Genomic DNA, 17,780 nt, shown 5'->3' with positions numbered 1-17,780 from the left:
CATCAGCGCCCACTGGGGGCGATAAAGGTGCTGCCAGCCTCCACGCGTTCGCTGCCGTCGCGCAGGTTGACCACCTCGAAGGACACCGGCGCCGGGCTGCGGCCCAGCGGCTCGCGCTCCAGCACCACGCTGACCGGCACCTCGAGGATTTCGCCGGCGGCCAGGCTGAGGTCGCTCGGCCCGTTCAGGCGGAACGGCTGGCCGGCCACCAGGCCCAGGTGGTAACGCTGCGGCTGCTGGGTCTTGTTGATCAGCTTGAGGCGGTAGACGTTCTCGATCTGCCCGGCGGCGTTCTCGCGGAACATGCCGCGGTCCTTGGCCACGTCCAGCGACACCAGCGAGCGCGCCTGCAGGGCCCAGGCGAAGGCGCCAATCATCAGCAGCAGGGCCGCCGCGTAACCCAGCAGGCGCGGCCGCAGCAGGTGGCGGCGGCCGCCCTGCATCTCATGCTCGGAGCCATAGCGGATCAGGCCGCGGGCATAGCCCAGCTTGTCCATGATGCTGTCGCAGGCGTCGATGCAGGCGGCGCAGCCGATGCATTCGACCTGCAGGCCGTCGCGGATGTCGATGCCGGTGGGGCAGACCTGCACGCACATGGTGCAGTCGATGCAGTCACCGAGGCCTTCGGCCTTGTGGTCGGCGTCCTTCCTGCGCGGGCCTCGTTTCTCGCCGCGGGCGGCGTCATAGGCAACCAGCAGGGTGTCCTTGTCGAACATCACCCCCTGGAAGCGCGCGTAGGGGCACATGTACACGCAGACCTTCTCGCGCAGCCAGCCGGCGTTGAGGTAGGTGGCGCTGGTGAAGAACAGCACCCAGAACAGCGTGGCGCCGTCGAGCTGCCAGGTGAACAGCTCCAGCGCCAGCGGGCGGATCGGCGTGAAGTAGCCGACGAAGGTCAGCGCCGTGAGCAGGCTCAGCGCCAGCCACAGCAGGTGCTTGGCACTGCGGCGCAGCAGCTTGGCCGGGCCCCAGGGCGCGGCGTCGAGCTTGATGCGCTGGTGGCGCTCGCCTTCGGTGAGCTTTTCCAGCCACATGAACAGCCAGGTCCACACGCTCTGCGGACAGCTGTAGCCGCACCAGACGCGGCCGGCGAACACGGTGATGGTGAACAGGCCGAAGGCGCAGATGATCAGCAACGCCGAGAGCAGGATGAAGTCCTGCGGCCAGAAGGTGGCGCCGAAGATGTAGTAGCGGTGCTCGGCCAGGTTCCACAGCACTGCCTGGCGACCGTCCCAGTCCAGCCAGGCGGTGCCGAAGAAGATCAGCATCAGCAGCCCCGCGCCATACAGGCGCAGGTTGCGGTACAGGCCGCTGAAGCTGCGGGTGTGGATCGGGCCGCCGGCCTGCGCCGGGGTCAGGCGGACCGGCTGGCGCGGGTCGATGGTGTCGATGATCTGCGCCGGTATGCGCTCGCTCATGGTGGGCCTCTCGGGCTGCTAATCAGGCTGCGCGCACTCTGCCGGTCGGGCGGCGTGCGTAACAGACTCAGCTTGCCCGTGAAAAACCGTATCAGATGGCAAGCAGGTGCACTGCGGCGCCGGGTCGCAGCCCACTGGCAGCTGCCTGAACCACTTTGGCAAGAAATCGTTACGCGAATGCCGGGGTTGGGGGAGGGTGCCTGGCGCTGTAAGGAAAACTTGCCGTAAGGCCAGGGATGCGTGGCGGCGGCGGCCTCCGCCTCGGCTTGTTCGCGTGCCGGCCAGGGGTTGTGATGACAGCAGTCCAAACGCGCCGCCAACAGGCGGACGACTGCCCCACAACAACAATTCAGGGAGGCCGGATGAACGCCGTGGCCAAGATCGATCAGCACAACCCCATCGGAACCGACGGTTTCGAGTTCGTCGAATTCACCGCGCCGACGCCGGAAGGCATCGAGCAGCTGCGCCAGCTGTTCACGGCCATGGGCTTTACCGAAACGGCCAAGCACCGCTCCAAGCAGGTCTGGCTGTTCCAGCAGAACGACATCAATTTCGTCCTCAACGGCAGTCCCACCGGCCATGTCCGCGCCTTCGGCGAGAAGCACGGGCCGAGCGCCTGCGCCATGGCCTTCCGAGTGAAGAACGCGGCCCAGGCAGCCGCCTATGTCGAGCAGCAGGGCGCCACCCTGGTCGGCAGCCACGCCAACTTCGGCGAGCTGAACATTCCCTGCGTCGAAGGCATCGGCGGCTCGCTGCTGTATCTGGTCGATCGCTACGGTGACAAGACCATCTACGACGTCGACTTCGAATACATCGAGGGCCGCAAGCCGGGCGACAACGCCGTCGGCCTGCAGCAGATCGACCACCTGACCCACAACGTCAAGCGCGGGCAGATGGACGTCTGGTCCGGCTTCTACGAGCGCATCGCCAACTTCCGCGAGATTCGCTACTTCGACATCGAGGGCAAGCTCACCGGCCTGTTCTCCCGCGCCATGACCGCGCCCTGCGGCAAGATCCGCATCCCGATCAACGAGTCGGCCGACGACAAGTCGCAGATCGAGGAATTCATCCGCGAGTACCACGGCGAGGGCATCCAGCATATCGCCATGAGCACCGACGACATCTACGCCACCGTGCGCCAGCTGCGTGCCAACGGCGTGGACTTCATGACCACTCCGGACACCTATTATGCAAAGGTCGACAGCCGCGTGGCCGGCCACGGCGAGCCGCTCGACCAGCTGCGCGAGTTGAACATCCTGATCGATGGCGCGCCGGGCGATGACGGCATCCTGCTGCAGATTTTCACCAACACGGTGATCGGCCCGATCTTCTTCGAGATCATCCAGCGCAAGGGCAACCAGGGCTTCGGCGAGGGCAACTTCAAGGCGCTGTTCGAATCCATCGAGGAAGACCAGCTGCGCCGTGGTGTGATCACTCAGGAGTGATGCGATGAGCCGCCAATGGATCAGCTTCCCCCTGCGCGAGGGCGAGCACTCGCGCCAGGCGCACTGCGATTTCCCCGAGGGCACCTACGAGCGGGAGATGGGCCGCGAAGGCTTCTTCGGCCCTGTGACCCAGCTGCACCACAAGCACCCGCCCACCGGCTGGGTCGACTGGGAAGGGCCGCTGCGCCCGCACGCCTTCAACTTCAACCGGATCGCCAGCGAGCGCGACTGCCCGCTGCAGGCGCCGCTGACCCTGCATAACGCCGATGTGAAGCTGCGCGTGTGGAAGACCGTTGGCGCCATGCAGCATCTGGTGCGCAACGCCGATGGCGACGAGCTGCTGTTCGTGCATGACGGCGCTGGGCATTTCTACTGCGATTTCGGCCACCTGGAGTACCGCGACGGCGACTATCTGGTGATCCCACGCGGCACCGCCTGGCGCATCGAGCCAACGGCGCCCAGCCATTTCCTGCTGATCGAGAACACCGACGGCGCCTACCAGCTGCCGGACAAGGGCCTGCTCGGCCCACAGGCGATCTTCGACCCGGCGGTGCTCGACCACCCGCGCATCGACGCCGCCTTCAAGGCCCAGCAGGACGAGCGCACCTGGCAGATCAGGATCAAGCGGCGCAACCAGATCAGCACCGTCACCTATCCGTTCAACCCGCTGGATGCAGTGGGCTGGCATGGCGACAACACGGTGGTGCGCCTGAACTGGCGCGACATCCGCCCGCTGATGAGCCACCGCTACCACCTGCCGCCTTCGGCGCACACCACCTTCGTCGCCAACGGCTTCGTGGTCTGCACCTTCACCCCGCGCCCGGTCGAGAGCGACCCCGGCGCGCTCAAGGTGCCGTTCTTCCACAACAACGACGACTACGACGAGGTGCTGTTCTACCACCGTGGCAACTTCTTCAGCCGCGACAACATCGAGGCTGGGATGGTGACGCTGCACCCCTGCGGCTTCCCCCACGGCCCGCATCCCAAGGCGCTGAAGAAGGCCCAGGAAGACCCGGCCACCTTCGCCGAGGAAGTGGCGGTGATGATCGACACCCGCCGCGCGCTGGAAGTGGCCGAGGCCGCCGCCGCGGTGGACGTGCCGGAATACGTGAACTCCTGGCGTGCGCCGGGGAAGCCAGGCTGAGAACTGCACGGACCATTCCCTCTCCCCTCGGGGAGAGGGCCAGGGAGAGGGGGCAGACAGCTAACCCTCTCCCCCGTCCCCTCTCCCATGAATGGGAGAGGGGAGTAAAGGCCCGCGTGCGAACAGACGAATAGGTAGGAAACATGAAACTCGCATCACTCAACCAAGGCCGCGACGGCGTGCTGATCGTCGTCTCCCGCGACCTCTCCCGCGCTGTCAAGGTGCCGCAGATCGCCGCCACCCTGCAGACCGCGCTGGACGACTGGGCGACCAAGCGCCCGCAACTGGAAGCGGTCTACCAGCGCCTCAACGACGGCCTAGAGCAGGGCGCCTTCGCCTTCGATCAGGCCGCCTGCCACAGCCCCTTGCCGCGCGCCTTCCACTGGGCCGACGGCAGCGCCTACGTCAACCATGTCGAACTGGTGCGCAAGGCGCGTGGCGCGGAGATGCCCGAATCCTTCTGGCACGACCCGCTGATGTACCAGGGAGGGGCGGACAGCTTTATCCCGCCGCACAGCCCGATCCGCCTGGCCGACGAGGCCTGGGGTATCGACCTGGAAGCCGAGCTGGCGGTGATCACCGACGACGTGCCGATGGGCGCCACGGCGGCCGAGGCGGGCGAACATATCCGCCTGCTGCTGCTGGTCAACGACGTGTCGCTGCGCAACCTGATTCCCGGCGAGCTGGCCAAGGGCTTCGGCTTCTACCAGAGCAAGCCCTCATCCAGCTTCTCGCCGGTGGCCGTGACCCCGGACGAGCTGGGCGAGGCCTGGAAGGACGGCAAGGTGCACCGCCCGCTGGTGTCGCACATCAACGGCGCCCTGTTCGGCCAGCCCAACGCCGGCGTGGACATGACCTTCAACTTCCCGACCCTGGTGGCCCACGCCGCCAAGACCCGCCCGCTGGGCGCCGGTACCATCATCGGCTCCGGGACCGTGTCGAACTACGACCGCAGCGCCGGCTCCAGCTGCCTGGCCGAGAAGCGCATGCTGGAAATCGTCGAGCAAGGCGAAGCGAAGACGCCGTTCCTCAAGTTCGGCGACCGGGTGCGCATCGAGATGTTCGACGCGAGCGGCCAGAGCATCTTCGGCGCCATCGACCAGGCGGTGGAGCGTTATGAGCACTGAGCTGACGCTCTACGGCTACTGGCGCTCCAGCGCCGCCTACCGGGTGCGCATCGCCCTCAATCTCAAGGGCCAGGCCTATCGCCAGGTGCCGGTGCACCTGGTCAGGGACGGCGGCCAGCAGCACGCGGCCGAGTACCAGGCGCTGAATCCGCAGGGCCTGGTGCCGCTGCTGGTGGACGAGGGCAATGGCGGGGTGCGCATTGCCCAGTCGCTGGCCATCCTCGAATACCTCGACGAAGTCTTCCCGGTGCCGGCGCTGCTGCCGGCCGACCCGGCGCAGCGTGCCCAGGTGCGCGCCCTGGCCCTGCATATCGCCTGCGACATCCATCCGTTGAACAACCTGCGTGTGCTGCAATACCTCAGCGCCGAACTGGGTGCCTCGGACGAGGCGAAGAACGCCTGGTACCGGCACTGGGTGGAAAAGGGGCTGGCGGCGGTGGAGCAGGGGCTGGCGGTGCTCGACGACGGCCTGTCACTGGGCAACCGACCGGGCTATCTGGAAGCCTGCGTGATCCCGCAGCTGTACAACGCACGGCGCTTCTCCTGTTCTCTGGAGGCTTTTCCGCGCCTGTTGGAGATGGAGGGCAGATGCCTGGCCCTCGATGCCTTCAAGGCCGCTGCACCCGAGGCGCAGCCCGACGCGGTGCTCTAGTTTCCTCTCCCGTTTACGGGAGAGGGTTAGGGAGAGGGCGCTTCTGCTCTTGCGCGCTTTCGTGCCGCTCCTGACGCTCCCGCGTCTGCCCGTTGCAGCTGGTGTCGTTAGAGGTTCTTGCCGCTGCTGGTTTTCGGGTTGGTTTCGGCAGTGGTTCCGCCCTGCTGGGCGGGTCACTTTTGTCAGTCGCGACAAAAGTAACCAAAAGCGCTTGCCCCGCCATCCGGCCCTGCGCTTCGCTCCGGGTTCGTTCGCTCCATCGCCGTTCCAGGGGCGCGCCGCGAAGGGCCATCCCTGGCCCATCGCGTCTCTCGCGGCATCCATGCCGCTCAACCCCTTCCACGACGATTCCGCTCACCCTCCTGAAGGGGCGTTTGGTGCTGCCTGACAGTTCGACGAATTGGCACGCGAAGAGTGGCGGCGATCAATGCGCGCAGCGCCAAGAAAAACCACCAGGCACCTCGGAGCCCGAGTCCCCGTCAGGAGGCCGAGTAGAGGTGTTGCGCAGGGGGACGAGCCGCATGGATGCGGCGAGAGGCTTAAAGGGCCAGGGATGGCCCTTGTAAGCCGGCCCCCGGAGCGGCACCGGAGGGAGGGAAGTCTGGCCGCAGGCCAGACCCGGATGTCGGGGTGGCCTTCTCTTTGGTTATTTTCTCTTGGCCAGGCAAGAGAAAATAACTCGCCGTAAGGGCGAAATGGGAGGTTCCGCTCAGCGAAGGAGCTTGGAAAATAAATCTGTCCCCTTTTCCGAATGTGTAAGCGCAATCAGTGATTGGGTTGAAGTGCTCATGCTTCCTGCTCTTTAGTCGAATCGGTAGTTACGAGTTATTCCTCGCCATCTTGGTCATGACTGTATGGCAAAGAGAGTGACTTCCAACCTCCTGGAGATAAAACCAATCTATATCTATGTAGGCCACCAGCACAGATTTGAAGCCCGTATATCCGCCAAATGAATTCTTAGCATTGACGCTAACGCATGCGAATTTCTTGGGTATGACATCCATCTCTGCGTACTTTGCAGAATCCGCATCTTTAAGGGCGCTACCGACAGATTTTGCCAACTGGACCCGCTCGCTCTGACTTGCTTTTCGCACGCGAATAGAGGGTTGAGCTTTTACGGGCTTTGGTTCTGCTTTGCTGGCTGCTGGCAACTCAGCACTTCGTTTTATGGCAGGGCTGGACTTGTGGGGCTCAGGCTCAGCGCTTAGATGCTTCGAGACCTGCTGGGGAGTGCTTGGCGTGGCACTTGCCACCTTTGGCTCCTCAGTGACCAGGATAACTGAAAGCGGCTTGATGGCCGTGAATGAATAGCCAGCTTGCTTGCAGGATGACTGCGCGGATTCTGCAAGTTGAGGAACGATTTCCTGCAAAGCCTTAATCTTGTCATTCGCGAACTTAAGTTCGGAATTTGCCATCATGTCGGCCGCTTTCGGCTTAACAACGCTATTTAGATTTCTATTCAGGGCCGCCGAACCCACATCACTGAAAACCACTTCTACATACCCTGCAGAGGGATGGCTTTTCATGCGGTCTTCAAGGGCCAATTGCATCGGAGCCGGCAGCGGACCAGTGCGAAGGTCACGCTCTACGCGCTGTGTCAGCACGGTGTCAGAGGCAATAAACACCACTAAGTCAGCGCCACACTCTGTCATTTTTGGGTAACGAGGGTCGCTTGCAGGAACACTTCCTCGTGATGCGCAGCCCATTAGAGAAGCAAGAAGGAAGGCCACAGCTACAATCTTGTTGTGCATAACGTCTACTTATCTGAATTTTTGTTGAGATATTTCCATTATACCCCAAGCTGACGGTCACTGAATCGCCGCGGCTGTCCTAGAGATCTTGAATCGTCAAAAGGAGGTAGGCTCAAGCAAGGTTTGATCAGTCCGTTGTTGGCCAATTCTGTTGAAAAACTCGGTGTGCGGCAGAGCTGCTTGTTCGTAGTCTGAAAAAAGTCCAAATTAAGCGCTGCTACGTGAAATGCAGAGCAGTCAGGTCACTGACGCGAGTCAGATTTCAACGTTAGCCATGCATTTTCGGTGAAGAAAATCGCCAAGGGCGTTTTTCAACAGAATCGGCCGATTGCAGATACCAGAGGGCTGTAAGCTCCCAGCTCAGCCGGGCGATCTCAATCCAACGGCAACTCCGTAGTCCTCTTCACCTCACTCATCGCAATATGCGAGTGCGCCTCGTGCACATGCGGCCGCTGCAGCAGATGGTCGCGCAGGAAACGCTCGTAGTCGGCAATGTCCTTGGCCACCACCTTGAGCAGGTAATCCGAGCCACCGGCCATGGTGTGGCACTCCAGCACCTGCGGGTAGCCGACCACCGCCTGCTCGAACTCCTCCAGGTTGCTGCGCCCGTGCGCCGAGAGCTTGATATCGACGAACACCGTGATGCCCAGGCCGAGCTTCTTCGGGTTGAGCAGGGCGACCTTGCGCTCGATCAGCCCTTCCTCCTGCATGCGGTGGATGCGGCGCCAGCAGGGTGATTGCGACAGCTCCACCTTCTCGGCGATCTCGGCGGCGGAGAGGTCGGCATTGTGCTGCAGCAGGCGGAGGATGCGGCGGTCGATAGGGCTTAATGATTCCTGCATGAATTGTTCTCTTTATTGGTCATGAAGGGATAAGTCATGCGCAGTATCTCGCTGCAGGCCTGAAAAAAGAAAGAAAAATCCAGAACTGCTCGGTCATAGTTTTGACCATGCGACTCGGCGCGGCGATCCCGCGCCTGGGTCAAACGGCGGCCTCCAAGAAGGGCCGCGTCGCTCACACAAGAATAAAAGGAGCGCACCATGTCTCTGGCCGAAATCCGCCTGGACGACAAGTACCGTGTAGCCACGGGCCAGCTGTACCTCACCGGTACCCAGGCCCTGACCCGCCTGCCCATGCTGCAGAAACAGCGTGATGCCGCCTTTGGCCTGAATACCGCCTGCTTTATCTCCGGCTACCGGGGCTCGCCCCTGGGCAACCTGGACAAGAGCCTGTGGGACGCCAAGCAGTTCCTCCAGGAAAACCACATCCACTTCCAGCCCGGCGTCAACGAGGAGCTGGGCGCCACCGCCGTATGGGGCAGCCAGCAGGCCAACCTGTTCCCTGGCGCGCGCTACGACGGCGTGTTCGCCATGTGGTACGGCAAGGGCCCGGGTGTGGACCGCTGTGGCGATGTGTTCAAGCACGGCAACTCGGCTGGCGTGTCCCCGTATGGCGGTGTGCTGCTGCTGGCCGGCGATGACCACGGCTGCAAGTCCTCGACCATCGCCCACCAGAGCGAGCATGCCTTTATCGCCGCGTCGATTCCGGTGCTGAACCCGGCCAACGTCCAGGAGATGCTCGACTACGGCATCATCGGCTGGGAGCTGTCGCGCTACAGCGGCTGCTGGGTGGCGCTGAAGACCATCGCCGAGAACGTCGATTCCTCGGCCGTGGTGGACGTTGACCCGCTGCGCGTAAAGATCAGCCTGCCGACCGACTTCCAGCTGCCGGAAGACGGCGTGCACATCCGCTGGCCGGACCCGCCCCTGGCGCAGGAAAAGCGCCTGAACATGTACAAGATCTACGCCGCGCGGGCCTTCGCCCTGGCCAACAACCTGGACCAGATCAAGCTCGACTCGCCCAACCCGCGCCTCGGCATCATCACCACCGGCAAGTCCTACCTGGACGTGCGCCAGGCCCTCGATGACCTGGGACTGGACGAGGAACTGTGCGCCAAGGTCGGTCTGCGTGTGCTGAAGATCGGCATGAGCTGGCCGCTGGAGCCGGTATCGGTGCACCAGTTCGCCGAAGGCCTGGACGAAATCCTGGTGGTCGAGGAGAAGCGCAGCATCATCGAGGACCAGCTCACCGGCCAGCTGTACAACTGGCCGGTCGGCAAGCGCCCGCGGGTGGTCGGCGAGTTCGACGAGGAGGGCAACTCGCTGCTGCCCAACCTGGCCGAGCTGACCCCGGCGATGATCGCCCGGGTGATCGCCAAGCGCCTGGCGCCGATCTACACCAGCCCGCAGATCGAGGAGCGCCTGGCCTTCCTCGCCGCCAAGGAAGCCGCGCTGGCCGCGCCCAAGCACGACACCAAGCGTACCCCGCACTTCTGCTCCGGCTGCCCGCACAACAGTTCCACCCAGCTGCCGGAAGGCAGCCGTGCTCTCGGTGGCATCGGCTGCCACTACATGACCCAGTGGATGGACCGCCGTACCGACACCTTCACCCAGATGGGCGGCGAGGGCGCCACCTGGATCGGCCAGGCGCCGTTCACCGAGACCAAGCACGTGTTCCAGAACCTCGGCGATGGCACCTACTTCCACTCCGGCCAGTTGGCCCTGCGCGCGGCCGTGGCCTCCGGGGTGAACATCACCTACAAGATCCTCTACAACGACGCGGTGGCCATGACCGGCGGCCAGCCGATCGACGGTGAACTGCGCATCGACCAGCTCAGCCAGCAGGTCCACGCCGAGGGCGTGAAGCGCATCGCCCTGGTCAGCGACGAGCCGGACAAGTACCCGACCCGCGCCACCTTCGCGCCCATCGTCACCTTCCACCATCGCCGCGAGCTGGACGCCGTGCAGCGCGAGCTGCGCGAGATCAAGGGCACCACGGTGATCCTGTACGACCAGACCTGCGCCACCGAGAAGCGCCGCCGCCGCAAGCGCGGCAAGCTGGCTGATCCGCAGAAACGCGCCTTTATCAACCCGGCGGTGTGCGAGGGTTGCGGCGACTGCAGCGTGAAGTCCAACTGCCTCTCCGTGCTGCCGCTGGAGACCGAGCTGGGGCGCAAGCGCGAGATCGACCAGAACGCCTGCAACAAGGACTTCTCCTGCGTCGAGGGCTTCTGCCCGAGCTTCGTCACCGTGCACGGCGGCGGCCTGCGCAAGCCCGAGGCGCTGGGCGCCAAGGCGCTGTTCGTGGCCCTGCCGGAGCCGCGCCAGCCGCAGCTCGACCGGCCCTGGAACATCCTCCTGCCGGGTGTTGGCGGCAGCGGCGTGACCACCGTCGGCGCGCTGCTGGGCATGGCCGCGCACCTGGAAGGCAAGGGCTGCACCGTGCTCGACCAGGCTGGCCTGGCGCAGAAGTTCGGCCCGGTGATCAGCCACATCCGCATCGCCGCCAAGCAGGACGATATCTACGCCGTGCGCATCGCCGCCGGCGAGACCGACCTGCTGCTGGCCTGCGACCTGGTGGTGGCAGCCGGCGAGGAATCGCTGGCCAAGCTCAACGACAAGATCGCCCACGCCGTGGTCAACAGCCACGAGGCGGCCACCGCCGAGTTCACCCGCAACCCGGACGCCCAGGTGCCCGGCGCGGCCATGCGCGAGGCGCTGCTGGAGGCGGTGGGCGAGGGCAAGACCCACTTCGTCGACGCCACCCGCCTGGCCACCGCGCTGCTCGGCGACACCATCGCCAGCAACCTGTTCATGCTCGGCTATGCGTATCAGAAGGGCCTGGTGCCGGTGTCGGCCGAGGCCATCAACAAGGCCATCGAGCTCAACGGCGTGTCCATCCCGCTCAACCAGCAGGCCTTCCTCTGGGGCCGTCGTGCCGCCCATGACCTGGCCGCGGTGGAGCAGCTGGCCAAGCCGAAGACGCCCGATGCGCCGCGTTGCGAAACCTTCGACGAGATAGTCGCCGACCGCATGGCGCGCCTCACTGCCTACCAGGACGCCGCCTACGCGCAGCGCTACCTGGAACTGGTGACCCGCGTGCGCCAGGCCGACAGCGGCGCCGACCAGGCCTTGAGCCGTGCGGTGGCGCGCTACTACTTCAAGCTGCTGGCCTACAAGGACGAGTACGAAGTGGCGCGGCTGTACAGCGAACCGGCCTTCCGCCAGGCGCTGGAGGCGCAGTTCGCGGGCGACTATCGCCTGCACTTCCACCTGGCGCCGAGCTGGCTGGCCAAGCCCGACCCGCGCACCGGCGCGCCGGTCAAGCGCGAGTTCGGCCCGTGGATGCTCAAGGTGTTCGGCGTGCTGGCGCGCTTCAAGTTTCTCCGCGGCAGTGTGTTCGACCCCTTCGGCCACAGCGCCGAACGCAAGGTCGAACGCGAGCTGATCGGCGAGTATGAGGAGCTGGTCGAGCTGCTGCTCAGGGAGCAGCGCCCGGACAACTACCGCACCGCCGTGGCCCTGGCCGAGCTGCCGGAGCAGATCCGCGGCTATGGCCACGTCAAGGAACAGGCCCTGGCCAAGGCCCGCGAGCAGGCCGAGCAGCTCAAGGCGCGGTTGCTGGTCAGCGAGATCGCCGCGGTGCAGCTGTTCGAGCCGGCTGCCTAGAAAAGCACCCTCTCCCCTAGCCCCTCTCCCATGAATGGGAGAGGGGAATCGGTACTCCCTCTCCCGCTTGCGGGAGAGGGCTGGGGAGAGGGGGCTGCCTCTCATACGGCCACCTTCTCCCAGGGGGAGAAGGGTGTTCGTGCCCACTCAACATTTCATATCCAACAAGAACAGAGAATTCCCATGCCCGTCTTCACCCATATCGACTTCGACCACCACGAACAGGTGGTCTTCGGCCACGACCCGGCCAGCGGTCTCAAGGCCATCATCGCCGTGCACGACACCACCCTCGGCCCGGCCCTCGGCGGCTGCCGCATGTGGAACTACGCCAGCGACGAGGAGGCCCTGCGCGACGTGTTGCGCCTGTCGCGCGGCATGACCTACAAGTCCGCGCTGGCGCGCCTGCCGCTGGGCGGCGGCAAGGCGGTGATCATCGGCGACCCGCGCAGCGGCAAGAGCGAGGCGCTGTTCCAGGCCATGGGCGACTTCGTCGACAGGCTCGGCGGGCGCTACATCACCGCCGCCGACTCGGGCACCGGCGTGGCCGAGATGCAGATCATGGCCCAGCGCACCCGCCATGTGGCCGGCGCCGGCCAGCGCGAGGCCTTCGACGGCGGCAGCCGCGACGGCAATCCCTCGCCGTCCACCGCCTACGGGGTGTTCGTCGGCATCCGCGCGGCGGTACGTCACCGTCTCGGCCGCGACGACCTCAAGGGCCTGCGCGTGGCCATCCAGGGCGTCGGCGAGGTCGGTTTCAGCCTGGCCCGTCACCTCAAGGACGCCGGCGCTGAGCTGTGGGTGACCGACATCTTCGAGGCCAACCAGCGCCGCGCCGTGGAGCAGCTGGGCGCCCGCGCCGTGGGCCAGCACGAGATATTCGGCCTCGACGTCGACGTGTTCGCTCCCTGCGCCTTGGGTTCCATCGTCAACCCGCAGACCCTGGAGGCGCTGCGCGCGCCGATCATCGCCGGCGCCGCCAACAACCAGCTGGCCAGCCCGGAACTGGCCGAGCAGCTGCGCCGGCGCGACTGCCTGTACGCGCCGGATTACGCGATCAACGCCGGCGGCATCATCGACGTGTGCTACGAGCGCACCGGCGGCAGCACCGCCGCGCTGAAGGCGCATATCGAGGGCATCGAGACGACCCTGGCGGAGATCTTCCAGCGCGCCGAGGCCGAGGGCGCCACCACCACCGCCATCGCCGACCGCATGGCGCGCGAGCGCCTCGGCCGCTAGGGGCTGTCGACGCTTGCTTTACTTCACCCAGTTAGCATCACGCGTAGCGTGGGAGCGGCCTTGGCCGCGATAGCGGCAGGCGGTATAAGAGCTTCGCGGCCAAGGCCGCTCCCACAAAGAACTACCCGCCCCCGAAGCGTGAACAGGCCATAGTCTATAGGCCTCGGGTGTATACTCGCCGCGCCCGAGGCCACGGCCGGCGGGCCCCGACTGGCGGATCACGAGTCCGCCGGCACATTTCCCAGACAGGTGAACCCATGCCTCGCACTTGCCTTTCCCGTCGTCCGACCCGGAGCGCCCGCTGATGTCCGAACATCTGCACACCGGCCCGCTCAAGCGCGGTCTGAAAAATCGCCATATCCAGCTGATCGCCCTCGGCGGCGCCATCGGCACCGGCCTGTTCCTCGGCTCCGCCGGGGTGATGCAGAGCGCCGGGCCGTCGATGATCCTGGGTTATGCGATCGGCGGCTTCATTGCCTTCCTGATCATGCGCCAGCTCGGCGAGATGATCGTCGAGGAGCCGGTGGCCGGCTCCTTCAGCCACTTCGCCCATAGCTACTGGGGCCCGTTCGCCGGCTTCCTGTCCGGCTGGAACTACTGGGTGCTCTATGTGCTGGTGGGCATGGCCGAGCTCACGGCCGTGGGCAAGTACGTGCAGTACTGGTGGCCGGAGATCCCCACCTGGGTGACCGCGCTGGTCTTCTTCGTGCTGATCAACCTGATCAACCTGGTCAACGTGAAGGCTTTCGGCGAGACCGAGTTCTGGTTCGCCATCATCAAGGTGGTGGCCATCGTCGGCATGATCCTGCTCGGCGGCTACCTGCTGTTCAGCGGCGCCGGTGGCGAGCAGGCCAGCATCAGTAACCTGTGGAGCCATGGCGGCTTCTTCCCCAACGGCGTGTCCGGCCTGGTGATGATGATGGCCATCATCATGTTCAGCTTCGGCGGCCTGGAGCTGGTGGGCATCACCGCCGCCGAGGCCGACCAGCCGAAGACGGTGATTCCCAAGGCGATCAACCAGGTGGTCTGGCGCATCCTGATCTTCTACATCGGTGCGCTGACCATCCTGCTCTCGCTGCACCCCTGGGACGATCTGGTGAAGACCCTGACCTCGGGCGGCGACGCCTATGCCAGCAGCCCCTTCGTGCAGATCTTCTCGCTGATCGGCGAGGACACCGCCGCCCATGTGCTCAACTTCGTGGTGCTCACTGCCGCGCTGTCGGTCTACAACAGCGGCGTGTACTGCAACAGCCGCATGCTCTACGGCCTGGCCGAGCAGGGTGATGCGCCCAAGGCGCTGATGAAGGTCAACGCCCGCGGCGTGCCGGTGCTGGCCATTGCCCTGTCGGCGGCGGTGACCCTGCTCTGCGTGGTGGTCAACTACCTGGCGCCGAAGAGCGCGCTGGAGCTGCTGATGTCGCTGGTGGTGGCCTCGCTGGTGATCAACTGGGCGATGATCAGCCTGGCGCACCTGAAGTTCCGCAAGGCCATGGTCGCCAAGGGCGTGGAGCCCAGCTTCAAGGCCTTCTGGTTCCCGCTGAGCAACTACATCTGCCTGGCCTTCGTGCTGTTCATCCTCGGCGTGATGCTGTTCATCCCGGGCATCCAGGTGTCGGTGTACGCGATTCCGGTCTGGCTGCTGTTCCTCTGGGGCTGCTACCGCTTCAAGCTGGCGGCCGGCGCGCGGCTGGCCGGCAGTCACGGCTGATCGCGGCGTTCTGCAAAAAGCCCGGCTCAGGCCGGGCTTTTTTCTGCTCGCATACTCTAGGTCTGGAACTGCAGCACCTGCGCCTGCATGCTGCGCGCGACGCTGTCCAAGCGCTGGGCAGCGGTGGCCAGCTCGTTGACCGTCTGGCTGTTCTGCTGCGACATCCGTGCGATCTGCTCGACGCGCTCGGCCACCTCGCCGGAGGCCCGGCTCTGTTCGCCGATGGTGTGGGAAATCTCTTCCACCACCTCGGCGGCACGCTGGGCGCCGCCGCGGATCTCGCCAATCGACTCGCCGGCCTGGCGTGCCAGGTTGACCCCGTCGCTCACCCGCGTCACGCCGGCCTGCATGCTGCTGACCGCCTGCGTCGTGCTGTTGCGGATGCGCTCGATCATCGCGCCGATTTCCTGGGTTGATTGCGCCGTACGCGAGGCCAGGTTGCGCACCTCGTCGGCGACCACGGCGAAGCCGCGTCCGGCCTCGCCGGCCCGTGCCGCCTCGATGGCGGCATTGAGGGCGAGCAGGTTGGTCTGCTCGGCGATGCTGTTGATCACCTGGATGATCGAATAGATTTCCTCGGACGACTGACCCAGCGCGGTGATGGTCTCTGATGACTCGTTGACCGCCTCGGCGATGCGGCTCATGCCGTCGACCACGCCGAGTATTACCTGGCCGCCGTCGCTGGCCAGCTGCTCGGAGTGCGAGGAGATGGCCTGGGCGTTGCGTGCATGGTCGGCGATCTGCGCGATGTTGTGGATCATCTGCTCCATGGCGGCGGCCATGCTGGCGGCGTTGTCCGACTCCTCGCGTGAGCTGTGCACGATGTGCTGCGAGGCGCCATTCAGGTGCTGGGCGGTGTTCTGCAGCTGCTCGCTTTCGCGGCGGATGGTCTCGATCATCTGTCGCAGGTAGCTTTGCATGTCGGCCAGGGCCCGCTGCAGCTGGCCGGCTTCATCGTCACTCTCCACGTCGATGGCGCTGCGCAGGTTGCCCTGGGCGATGGCGCGGGCCACGGCGATGGTCTTGCTCAGCGGGCGCAGCACGGCCTTCATCAGGTGGGTGGTGAGCAGGCAGAGCAGCAGGCAGACCAGGACCATGCCGCCGACCAGCAGCCAGGCGGCCTGTTCCACCGCCGCTTCGCTGTCGCTGCGGGTCTTGGCCGCATGTTGCTCGATCAGCCCGCTGAGGGCCTCGTTCTTCTCTTCCAGTTCCTCGAAGGCCTGGTCGAAGGCCGGCATCTGCGCCCGCGCGGACGCCGGGTCGGCCAGCGCCAGTTCGACGATGCGCTTGGCCTGGGCGATGTAGTCCGTCAGTGCCGGCTGCGACTGGGCGATCGCCTGCTTGATGTCGGCGCTCAGTGGCAGGGCGGCATTGTCCTGCAGCGTGCGCTGGAACCACTGGCTGTGATCGTCGAGGTCGGTGCGCACCTGGCTGACCGCGTTGCTGTCGCCGGGCTCGATGTAGAAGGCGGCCAGCACGTCAGCACGCAGGGCGTCGTGCATCATGTCGCCTTCCAGGTGATTGCGCAGGGCGCTGACGCTGAGTTCGTTCTCGGCCAGGGCCGCGGCCAGGCGCATCTGCCCCCAGAAGCCGAGCCCGCCGAGCAGGGTGGCGGCGAGCACGCTGATGGCGCCGCAGGCGATCATTTTCTGGCGGATGTTCATGCCGCTGTCTCCGTGGTGTCGGCTTTACGTCAAGCCTAGTCCAGAGATGCCGGCGGCGAGTTCAGGGCTTCTCCTGCAGCGCCTTGGCCCAGCTCACCAGCTGCAGCGGCTCGCGCTCGTCCCAGATGCGCTGCCACAGCGTCAGCAGGTGCTCGGGCTGGCCACGGCTGAAGGGCAGGCGTTCGACCTGGGCGAGTGGTTGCCAGCGGCCGTCGAGGTGTTCGGCGAAGACGAAACGGAACGGATGGAAACCGGTCATGCCCAGGCGCAGGTCGGTGACGATCAGTTCGTTGCCGATGCGGTCGTAGCGCAGCACGCCCTGGGTGAACCAGCCCAGCCGCTGGTGCTGCGGCGAGTGGCGCAACACCCTGGCCAGCTCGCTGCCGCGGGGAATGCGCTCCAGGCGCGGTGGCGCATCGTCCAGCCAGCCGACCAGCGCCTCGTGGTAGTCCTCGCCCTCGATCACGATGACCCGCCAGAGCAGGCTGTTGAACGGTGTGGGCGTGCTGAACAGCATGTCGGCCTGGATGCCGCGCTGCGCCAGCACGCTTTGCACCCGCTGTTCGGCCATCCACTTGCCGCCCAGGGTGCTGGCCAGATAGACGGTGGACAGGCATAGCGCCGAGATGGCCAGCCACTGCGGGCGGTCGCGCAGGCCCCGGACCAGGCCCACGATGACCGCCACCAGCAGCGGCAGGGTGTAAAGCGGGTCGATGATGAACACTGAAGACCAGGCCACCGGCGGCGTCTGCAGCGGCCACAGCAGCTGGGTGCCGTAGCTGGTGAAGGCGTCCAGCAGGGGGTGGGTGATCAGCACCAGCCACAGGGTCAGGAACAATCGTCGCGCCGAGTAGCCGGGGTCGGGGCGCAGCTTGCGGATCAGCAGGGTCAGGGCCAGGGCCAGGGCGCTGAGCACGAACAGCGAGTGGCTGAAGCCGCGGTGGTAGGTCATGTCGGCCACGGCGTCGCCGTAGTCGATGATCACATCGAGGTCGGGCAGGGTGCCGAGCATGGCACCGTAGAGCAGGGCGCGGCGGCCTTGCCAGCGGCCGAGCAGGGCGCCCTGGATGCTGGCGCCGAGTACCGCCTGGGTGATCGAGTCCATGTGTCTTCTCGTAAGAAAAAAC

At 65.4% G+C, this 17,780-nt stretch carries 12 protein-coding genes; 7 read left to right on the top strand and 5 right to left on the bottom strand.

Annotated features, from left to right (window positions below; translation table 11 throughout):
• Positions 1-2 precede the first annotated feature (2 nt).
• Positions 3-1,418 carry a cytochrome c oxidase accessory protein CcoG gene (gene ccoG / locus PA6_RS08975; RefSeq protein WP_021700587.1) on the bottom strand — a complete coding sequence of 472 codons (1,416 nt, stop codon included), beginning with the start codon at positions 1,416-1,418 and terminating at the stop codon, positions 3-5.
• 362 nt (positions 1,419-1,780) lie between these two features.
• Between ccoG and hppD the strand changes: the two genes are divergently transcribed.
• The 4 genes from hppD to maiA all read left to right on the top strand — a co-directional run bounded on the left by hppD (position 1,781) and on the right by maiA (position 5,786).
• Positions 1,781-2,863, top strand: a complete 1,083-nt coding sequence (gene hppD, locus PA6_RS08970; RefSeq protein ID WP_021700586.1) for a 4-hydroxyphenylpyruvate dioxygenase — start codon at positions 1,781-1,783, stop codon at positions 2,861-2,863.
• Between the two features lie 4 nt (positions 2,864-2,867).
• The gene (locus tag PA6_RS08965; RefSeq protein ID WP_021700585.1) at positions 2,868-4,007 is read left to right on the top strand and encodes a homogentisate 1,2-dioxygenase; all 1,140 of its coding nucleotides are present in this window, start codon (positions 2,868-2,870) and stop codon (positions 4,005-4,007) included.
• A gap of 143 nt (positions 4,008-4,150) precedes the next feature.
• Positions 4,151-5,134 (top strand): fumarylacetoacetate hydrolase family protein, encoded by a 984-nt coding sequence (locus PA6_RS08960; protein ID WP_021700584.1) that lies wholly within the window; start codon positions 4,151-4,153, stop codon positions 5,132-5,134.
• Positions 5,124-5,786 (top strand): maleylacetoacetate isomerase, encoded by a 663-nt coding sequence (gene maiA, locus PA6_RS08955; RefSeq protein ID WP_021700583.1) that lies wholly within the window; start codon positions 5,124-5,126, stop codon positions 5,784-5,786. The genes PA6_RS08960 and maiA overlap by 11 nt, the downstream gene beginning before the upstream one ends.
• A gap of 818 nt (positions 5,787-6,604) precedes the next feature.
• Here maiA and PA6_RS23375 read toward each other — a convergent pair.
• Complete coding sequence (locus PA6_RS23375) at positions 6,605-7,537, bottom strand: hypothetical protein (RefSeq protein WP_021700582.1); 933 nt, start codon at positions 7,535-7,537, stop codon at positions 6,605-6,607.
• A 374-nt stretch (positions 7,538-7,911) separates the two neighbouring features.
• A complete protein-coding gene (locus PA6_RS08950; protein WP_021700581.1) occupies positions 7,912-8,379 on the bottom strand; it encodes an Lrp/AsnC family transcriptional regulator in 468 nt (155 codons plus the stop codon).
• Positions 8,380-8,577: 198 nt separating this feature from the next.
• Here PA6_RS08950 and PA6_RS08945 point away from each other — a divergent pair, with 198 nt between their 5' ends.
• The 3 genes from PA6_RS08945 (at position 8,578) to PA6_RS08935 (ending at position 14,989) form a co-directional block, all read left to right on the top strand.
• Positions 8,578-12,045 (top strand): indolepyruvate ferredoxin oxidoreductase family protein, encoded by a 3,468-nt coding sequence (locus tag PA6_RS08945; protein WP_021700580.1) that lies wholly within the window; start codon positions 8,578-8,580, stop codon positions 12,043-12,045.
• A gap of 183 nt (positions 12,046-12,228) precedes the next feature.
• A complete protein-coding gene (locus tag PA6_RS08940; RefSeq protein WP_021700579.1) occupies positions 12,229-13,281 on the top strand; it encodes a Leu/Phe/Val dehydrogenase in 1,053 nt (350 codons plus the stop codon).
• Between the two features lie 301 nt (positions 13,282-13,582).
• Positions 13,583-14,989, top strand: coding sequence for an amino acid permease (locus tag PA6_RS08935; RefSeq protein WP_043216480.1), 1,407 nt, complete (start codon positions 13,583-13,585; stop codon positions 14,987-14,989).
• A gap of 56 nt (positions 14,990-15,045) precedes the next feature.
• Here the strand turns inward: PA6_RS08935 and PA6_RS08930 are convergent, their stop codons facing one another.
• Together PA6_RS08930 and PA6_RS08925 are read right to left on the bottom strand one after the other, a co-directional pair.
• Positions 15,046-16,653, bottom strand: coding sequence for a methyl-accepting chemotaxis protein (locus PA6_RS08930; protein ID WP_021700577.1), 1,608 nt, complete (start codon positions 16,651-16,653; stop codon positions 15,046-15,048).
• Between the two features lie 61 nt (positions 16,654-16,714).
• Positions 16,715-17,758 (bottom strand): metal-dependent hydrolase, encoded by a 1,044-nt coding sequence (locus PA6_RS08925; protein ID WP_021700576.1) that lies wholly within the window; start codon positions 17,756-17,758, stop codon positions 16,715-16,717.
• Positions 17,759-17,780 lie beyond the last annotated feature (22 nt).

The organism is Aquipseudomonas alcaligenes NBRC 14159 (genome assembly GCF_000467105.1).
Classification (GTDB): Bacteria; Pseudomonadota; Gammaproteobacteria; order Pseudomonadales; family Pseudomonadaceae; genus Aquipseudomonas; species Aquipseudomonas alcaligenes.
The sequence above is the reverse complement of the archived record's forward strand: the minus strand, read 5'-3'. Positions and strand labels throughout refer to the sequence as shown.

Excerpts from the sequence above, each read along its gene's own strand:
- PA6_RS08960 (WP_021700584.1), top strand. The coding sequence starts at position 4,151 with ATGAAACTCGCATCACTCAACCAAGGCCGCGACGGCGTGCTGATCGTC.
- PA6_RS08940 (WP_021700579.1), top strand. The coding sequence starts at position 12,229 with ATGCCCGTCTTCACCCATATCGACTTCGACCACCACGAACAGGTGGTC.
- PA6_RS23375 (WP_021700582.1), bottom strand. The coding sequence starts at position 7,537 with ATGCACAACAAGATTGTAGCTGTGGCCTTCCTTCTTGCTTCTCTAATG.
- ccoG (WP_021700587.1), bottom strand. The coding sequence starts at position 1,418 with ATGAGCGAGCGCATACCGGCGCAGATCATCGACACCATCGACCCGCGC.
- PA6_RS08965 (WP_021700585.1), top strand. The coding sequence starts at position 2,868 with ATGAGCCGCCAATGGATCAGCTTCCCCCTGCGCGAGGGCGAGCACTCG.
- PA6_RS08930 (WP_021700577.1), bottom strand. The coding sequence starts at position 16,653 with ATGAACATCCGCCAGAAAATGATCGCCTGCGGCGCCATCAGCGTGCTC.
- hppD (WP_021700586.1), top strand. The coding sequence starts at position 1,781 with ATGAACGCCGTGGCCAAGATCGATCAGCACAACCCCATCGGAACCGAC.
- PA6_RS08925 (WP_021700576.1), bottom strand. The coding sequence starts at position 17,758 with ATGGACTCGATCACCCAGGCGGTACTCGGCGCCAGCATCCAGGGCGCC.
- maiA (WP_021700583.1), top strand. The coding sequence starts at position 5,124 with ATGAGCACTGAGCTGACGCTCTACGGCTACTGGCGCTCCAGCGCCGCC.
- PA6_RS08945 (WP_021700580.1), top strand. The coding sequence starts at position 8,578 with ATGTCTCTGGCCGAAATCCGCCTGGACGACAAGTACCGTGTAGCCACG.
- PA6_RS08950 (WP_021700581.1), bottom strand. The coding sequence starts at position 8,379 with ATGCAGGAATCATTAAGCCCTATCGACCGCCGCATCCTCCGCCTGCTG.